Genomic DNA, 7,168 nt, shown 5'->3' with positions numbered 1-7,168 from the left:
TTTTAGTCCCCACTTGTTTTTAAGTGGGGACTAAATTAAGGCTTATAGGATGAATTCATAAGGTGTGTTCAGCGGACGCTTACTTTGCTAAAAATAAAATATAATTATAGACAGATAGGTCTGTTTTTTTATAAAGTGCAGCCGTTTCTTTATCCTATGATTATAAAAAAATGCTTTTTAATATATCTAATGTATTAGAAAAAATAGGGCTAAATGCACAAAAACGTGCAATACACGTACAATTTTCTAATGAAGAATTAAATAACCAAGTTTTTTTACAGCGTATCGAGGGAAAGCATCAACTGAATGATGGCTTACATGCGGAGTTAATTTGCCTCTCTACCAATGCTCATATTGCATTAAAACAATTTATCGGTGTTCAACTGGCTGTGGATCAAGTCACAGATTCAGGACAGTTGTTCCGTATGACTGGCATAGTAACTGAAGCGTGCTATGGACAAAGTGATGGTGCCTTAACTCTATATAAACTGACTCTGAGTGATGCGACAAACTTATGGCATAAACGCCGTAATAGTCGTGTTTTTATGAATAAAACAATCGTTGAAGTTACAGAAGTTTTATTCAAAGAATGGCAAGAAAAAAGCCCATTATTTGCTGCAAGTTTGAGTCTTGACCTGAATGGACTAAAGCAAAGTTATGATGTGCGTCCATTTGTGATGCAGCATAATGAATCTGATTATGATTTTCTTACACGCTTATGGCGTAGTGAAGGGATTAGCTGGCTCATTGATGAAGCAGAGCTTTTTGTTCCGCATTTTTCCATACCGATTCAATCACAAAAGCTAAGATTGATTGATGATAATAGTCAATATCAAGCTTTAGCTCGACGCAGTATTCGCTATCATCGAAGTAGTGCAACCGAATACCAAGACAGTATTACAGGTTTTGTCGCAGTGCGAAGTTTGCAACCCACTGCTGTTCATTTGCAACGTTGGCAGCCTGATGCTTTAGCACAAGACGAAGGCGCTGGTTCAGTCATCACCACACATAGTCATTCCACAAGTTTTGACTCAGTCAGTTTAGGTCTTGAACAAGCATGGCATGTAAGTCCAGCATGGATGCAGGATTTAAAAGGTGAAGATCAAGCTACAGCTTCAGGTAACAGCCAATTAGAAAAGCAAAATCAAATATTAAATGATAGGTATGCTTTTCAAGCCAAGTTTTTTAGGGCCTATAGTTCAGTGCGTGACAGCCAAGTAGGATATTGGTTCAATCTTATTGATCATCTAGAAATTAATCAGCATGACGTCGTAGATCAAGAGTTCTTGATTATTTCTAAAACGTTCTACAATCAAAATAATTTACCGAAAGATTTACAGCAACAGGTACGCCAATTATTAAAACAAAGTCGTTGGCATACGCTGGAAGATGACGGGGCTGAGCGGCAGGCAAATGAACTGACATTGATTCGCCGTCAAATCAAAATTATACCAGAATATGATCCTCTACAGCATCGCCCAATCGCTTATCCACAACGCGCTAAAGTTGTTGGACCAGAAGGGGAAACTATCTATGTAGATGAATGGGGGCGTATTAAGGTTCGCTTTCTGTTTACCCGTAGTGATGATCATGGACATGATGGCGGTGCGGGCAGTAATGACAATGATACCGATTCAGCATGGGTCGATGTGTTAACACCTTGGGCGGGAGAGGGTTATGGAGCTCGCTTCTTACCACGTATCGGTGAAGTTGTCGTTATTGATTTTTTTGATGGCAATATTGATCGTCCCTTTGTGACAGGACGAATCCATGAAGCGCAACGTTCTCCAACCAAATTTGATGTCAAAGGGCAGCTTCCCGATACTAAAAAACTCAGTGGTATCCGTAGTCAAGAAGTCAATGGTAGTGGTTTTAACCAGTTACGTTTCGATGATACAACAGGACAAATCAGTACACAGTTGCAAAGTAGCCATGCAGCAACTCAACTGAACTTAGGTAATTTAAGTCATCCTAAAATTCAGGAAACCAGCAGTGGTCGCGGTGAAGGTTTCGAACTGAGAACTGATGCTTGGGGGGCTGTACGTGCTGGTAAAGGCATGTTGATTAGTACTTATGCACAAGAGCAAGCAATTGCAGACCATTTAGAGGCTGCACAAGCACAATCTTTACTTTCACAAGGCTATGAAAGCATGAAAATGCTCAGTGAAGTTGCAGCCAAGCAACAAACTGATGCTTTGAACGTGATTAATCGCTTACCTAAATTCATTCAGTCACTTGAGCTAAAAACCACAGGACAGGCATTAAATAGTACGGTGAACCTATTTAAAGAAGGGATTAATAACGATCCTATTCACGCTTTAAAATACTGTGGCGGCTTTATTCAAGATATTGGTGCCTTAGGTGGCGATGCAAAAGGCGTTGTAGACGAATTTAATGCTTTCTTTAGCGATGCTAAAGATGCGGTGGAAAACTTAAAAGCATTTATTGAAAACGTTGAAGAACATGGTGCTGACATCGTTAAAGGAAAACTTGCTAGCATTAAAGACCGCATTCATAAAAATCCATTTGAAAGTATTCAAGAGGTTGGAAAAGTCTTAGCCAATGTCGAGATTAAAGACTTTGATTTGATGAGTACGTGCGGAACTTTTAGTAAAGGCAGTAAATTGGAAGTATCACCTTCTAAAGCATTAAGTTCTTTACAAGGTTTTATGGAAGGTTATACACAAGGCTTAGAAAGCAGTTTCGATACTAAACAACAAGAGCAAGGCAAGATTTTTAGACAAGCGCTAATGTTGTTGGCATCCCCTAATGGAATTGCATTAACCACACCTGAAAATATTATTTTACAGGCTTCTCAGGATATTGCTGAAAGTGCCGGCGGTTCAATTAACCTGAGTGCGCAAAAAAATATTATTGGGCATGCACAAGACAAAATTAGTTTGTTTGCAGCACAAAAAGGTTTTAGAGCCTATGCAGCAAAAGGAAAGCTGGAGTTACAAGCGCAAGATGATGCGATTGAGGCAATTGCGAAGAAGGTGATTAAACTCATTTCTACTGAAGATAAAATCGAAATTACCAGCTCAAAAGAGATTGTATTAACAGCAGGTGGGTCACAACTCAAAATTAATGCGGATGGCGTATTTTCAACAACAGGTGGTAAGTTTGAAAGTAAAGCTGGGCAGCATTTGTTTACGAGTGGAGCAACAGTAAATGCTGAGTTGCCGAAAATGCCAGAAACAGGAATGTACAGTATGAGATTTGATTTAAGTCAAATATTTGATACTAAAATATTAAAAAATATGGAATATAAATTAATTAATCATTCTAAGAAAATTGAAGCTGTATATGAGTTTGAGCAAGAAAGTAGCGCAAGAGTTTATAGTGATTCTGTTGATAATGTAGAACTCGCTTTAGTGCCAGGAGTTTATTTAACAGAAATTAAAGAGTTAATTTCTGAACAGGAAGCTGAGTCATTAGATGATGAAGATATTGATAGCTGTGGTTGTGGAGAAGAGCATGAACATGATTGAAATTTTACAAAGTAAGAGATCACAATTTTATTTACTTGATATTAATAGCTTAATCATTTTAGCTCTTGCTTTTTGTGGAGTTATTATTAGTTCGACTGTCTATGCAAAAGATATATTTAATGTTGAATTAAAATGCAAAGGGAATGATCAAGAATATTGTGATATTGTAAAAAATTCTGATAATAAAACTACTTTCATTTTAAGAAATATGAGATATCCTGAAGTTGATAAAGTAAATGAAAATATTTTTCATGCTTATGGTAGTTGTGGTTCACCATGTCAATATCATTTTTTTATAAGTAAAATACAGGAAGATCAAACTAAAGAATTTATTGCTTTAGATAAAAAAAATAATTGTTTAATTGAAAGTGATTCCAAGAAAAATATTATCTATGCTAGAAAGCTATTTAATAAAAATAAAAAAATAATAGCTAATTTGAAAAATAAAGAATTTAATAATGTTCCAATAGATAGCGCTATATATAATTCATTTCAAGAAAAATCATATTTTGATGATAAAGGACAATTACATTTAGTAGCAATGTTAGCGGATGTAGATAAAAATGGTAATAGTTTGTATTTTAATAAAATAATTAAGAAAACTTGTGAGTAATAAATGAGCTATAGCGAAGATTTTAAAATATTTGTTGCAACTATTAATGGTGAAGCTGAAAATTGTAGTGAAACTTCATGGAAAGTTATTGCGCATACAATGAGAAACAGAGTTGGTTTCGCAAACTGGAAATCCTGGAGCACTATTATCCAAATCGTTACAAAAACAGGATATGATGCATACACCCAGAAAAATTCGCCTTATAAAAGAGCAAAAAAAGCTTTAGATTCAGGTGATATTTCACCTAAATTAATGAGTTTGATTAAAGCAGTAGAACCTATATTTAATGGAACAGAACCCGATTTTACAGGCGGTGTTGTGTATTATTATAGCCCTAAGGCACAGGCACAATTACATAAATCTGATCCTTCTAATTACCCTTCTTTAGTTCCTGATTTTGTAGTAAGTAAATCGAATCCTACTCAACAAGTTCAAATACCAGGGACTGAAAAGGATGATATGCGTTGGTATAAAGTCTTAACTTCAATATTTGATGTTTCATTTGTTGATAATGCTGGAAATCCATTAGTTGGTGTGACAGTTGATGTAGTATATAACGATAAAAAACCAGTCCCTTTATTCAAGGATTTAATTACAGACCAAAAAGGGAAGATAAAACAAGTTAAGGTTTGTAACTATATGGGTGCTAGGTTTAAGGTTAATGGTGTTTTAGTAAAAGATAAGAATAATAAAGAGATCTCTTTATTAGGTGATGGTAAAAATTATGCATCAGTTATTGTAGTAAATAATGGGAAAGGAGGTATTAAGTTGAAAACAGATATACATAACCAAGAGCCTATCCCTGGTCAAAAGCAAGAATCTGTAAAAATAGATTCTAAGGCTGAAGTAAATAATGAAAAAAAAGCGGAAGTCAGTGATAATAATACTAAACAAAAAAATGTTAATTTTAGTATTAAGGTCATAGATAGTGAAAATAAAGCGATTCCAAATTTTTCTTATTTTCTCAAATATAAAAATGCAGAAAAGAAGCATAGTGTAGGGGCTAATGGTATTGAAAATAACTTAGTAGCATTAAGTGGCGAGGAGATTACGGTTTTAATTAGTGGGCTAGACTCAAAACAAGAAATTATTCGTTTTACAGCACAAGAAGGTATGGGCGAAAAGACGATAAAGCTTAATTTACATACTTTTAATATTCTTTTTAGACATAAAGATACGAAAAAACCTATAACAAATTTGAATTTAATTCAAAAATATAGAAATCAGATAAAGCAAAAAAAGACTGATGGTAATGGAAAGATAACTGTTAGTGCAATGCCAGGATTCGAGCTGAATTATAAATTAAGAGATGAACGGAACTTATTGACTATCAAAGTTGATAAAAATAAATCGCTTCGTGTTATCGATGTTGACTCGTCAGCAATAGAGCAAGCATCAAAAAATATAAAGATAGGGACTAAAGTTGTAGAAATAGCTCAATCTAAACAACCCGTTCCTTCCTCAAAACAGAAGCACCCAGTTGAAACTCATGACTCTACTCCCAAGAGAGATGAAAAAGTAAAAATTAGTACAGACGGGCATCCAAAAACATTAGTTAATGATAATGGTGAAACTGAATTTATAGTGTATACATATGATCAGAAAACTAATCAATTATTTAGTGGTGGTAATTATTCGATTGAATATAAAGGTAACAAAAAAAGACATTCAAGCGGTATACACGGAATAGGGAAAAAAATACATAAGGGAGAAATTGGTCAAAAGATAAAAATTACAGCTTCGAGTGGTGGAAAGGAATTTATTGCTTTTGATGGTAATTTAAGCAGAGGGATGAAAGCTTTTGAGTTAAAGATAGATAGATCTGTCATTCCTAGTGTGTCAGATGTAATAATAAGTTTTAAAGGTGTTAATGAACAATCTAGACAAGCTATCGTAAGCCAGAAAACAAAAAATGTACTAGCTTATTTAGCTAAAGAAGCAAATATGGATAAACTTTATATTACAAGTACAATAAGGACTCCAAGAGCTCAGGCAGAAGCAATGTATATTAAGGCAACAAAATATGCTAAACCAGGAGAGGACGTAAAAAAAGTTAAAGCAGAATGTATTGCTAAAGGGCTTGGAAAAGAGGCAACTATTCAAAAAATGGTTGAAAAAATTGTTGAGTTTCAAAATAAAGGGGTAAGAGTTTCGAAACACTGCGTTTCAGAAGAGCAATATAGAAAAAATAATATTATTGATTTAGGTACGAATAGTAATGGTTTTGGAACAGGAAATACTTTGAATAGTGTAGGAAAAAGATTTAAAGCTGTTTGTGAGAAAGCTTTAAAAGATGGAATTATTTCGGGTTTTATTTCAGCAGATGTAGCAGGTGAAGGTGCTATGCACATAGAGATTATACAATGATGAGCAGATTATTTCTTTTATTTGTAATTAGTTTAATGTATGCATGTACAACTGAGGCGGATCAGCCTAAATCAAGTAACACAAAACTTTATTTTTCATATCGAATCTGTGAAAAGGCAGGAAAGTGTAAGAATTTTACACCTACAAAAAAGATGGATAATTATCTCTTTAAAAGACTTGATCCTGCATATGATGAATTTTATATAAAAGATAATAATGGTAATTTTACCTTATATTATAAAAATGTTTATAGTGAAGATGTTCAAGTTGGATGGGCAGAAGCTAAAGCTGATAAAAATAATAGTAGTGAGTTGAGTTTAAATATTGATAAAGTTAACCTAGCCTTGGGTGGGATTGATTTTATAAAAAATGGATATGCAACTAAACAGGCTGAATCAAAGAATTTTAAATCGGGAATCTATTATTTAGCTGATAATTATACGGGTGCTCCATATTATCAAAAGCAAAAAATATTTTTTAAGAAAAATGCTGGAGATTTAGTATTGGACTGTAATAGTTATTTGAATAATCCCTCTGTAAAGAATGAATCTTATGGAGTTTTTTATGGAGTATGTTCTGAAGGGGAAAAAGTATATTTTAAGCAGGTAAACGGCTTTGTTGCACAAAGATTTGAAATGCAAAGCGCCCCTAATTGAGCCAAATTTAAGGCGTAACTTGGGTAAGTGGTCGACCTAAT

Annotated in this window: 4 protein-coding genes; all 4 read left to right on the top strand. The window is 34.2% G+C overall.

Going from position 1 to position 7,168, the window contains the following annotated elements; translation table 11 throughout:
* Nucleotides 1–170: 170 nt before the first annotated feature.
* The 4 genes from A2003_RS01320 to A2003_RS01305 are packed head-to-tail and all read left to right on the top strand — an operon-like array spanning nt 171 to nt 7,127.
* Nucleotides 171–3,491, top strand: coding sequence for a type VI secretion system Vgr family protein (locus A2003_RS01320; RefSeq protein ID WP_286686721.1), 3,321 nt, complete (start codon nt 171–173; stop codon nt 3,489–3,491).
* Nucleotides 3,478–4,104, top strand: coding sequence for a hypothetical protein (locus tag A2003_RS01315; protein WP_001055953.1), 627 nt, complete (start codon nt 3,478–3,480; stop codon nt 4,102–4,104). Before A2003_RS01320 ends, A2003_RS01315 begins: the two co-directional genes overlap by 14 nt.
* A 3-nt stretch (nt 4,105–4,107) precedes the next feature.
* Entirely contained in the window at nt 4,108–6,471 is a 2,364-nt protein-coding gene (locus A2003_RS01310) for a hypothetical protein (protein ID WP_286686720.1), read from the top strand.
* Nucleotides 6,468–7,127 carry a hypothetical protein gene (locus A2003_RS01305; RefSeq protein WP_286686719.1) on the top strand — a complete coding sequence of 220 codons (660 nt, stop codon included), beginning with the start codon at nt 6,468–6,470 and terminating at the stop codon, nt 7,125–7,127. The genes A2003_RS01310 and A2003_RS01305 overlap by 4 nt, the downstream gene beginning before the upstream one ends.
* Nucleotides 7,128–7,168: the final 41 nt, after the last annotated feature.

It is taken from the genome of Acinetobacter sp. GWC1_38_13 (genome assembly GCF_001767535.1).
Lineage (GTDB): Bacteria > Pseudomonadota > Gammaproteobacteria > Pseudomonadales > Moraxellaceae > Acinetobacter > Acinetobacter junii.
Note: the sequence above shows the minus strand (reverse complement) of the source record. Positions and strands in the feature narration are given on the sequence as shown.

Bases quoted from the DNA above. Each gene is read 5' to 3' on its own strand.
- A2003_RS01320 (WP_286686721.1), top strand. From the start codon at position 171: ATGCTTTTTAATATATCTAATGTATTAGAAAAAATAGGGCTAAATGCA.
- A2003_RS01315 (WP_001055953.1), top strand. From the start codon at position 3,478: ATGAACATGATTGAAATTTTACAAAGTAAGAGATCACAATTTTATTTA.
- A2003_RS01310 (WP_286686720.1), top strand. From the start codon at position 4,108: ATGAGCTATAGCGAAGATTTTAAAATATTTGTTGCAACTATTAATGGT.
- A2003_RS01305 (WP_286686719.1), top strand. From the start codon at position 6,468: ATGATGAGCAGATTATTTCTTTTATTTGTAATTAGTTTAATGTATGCA.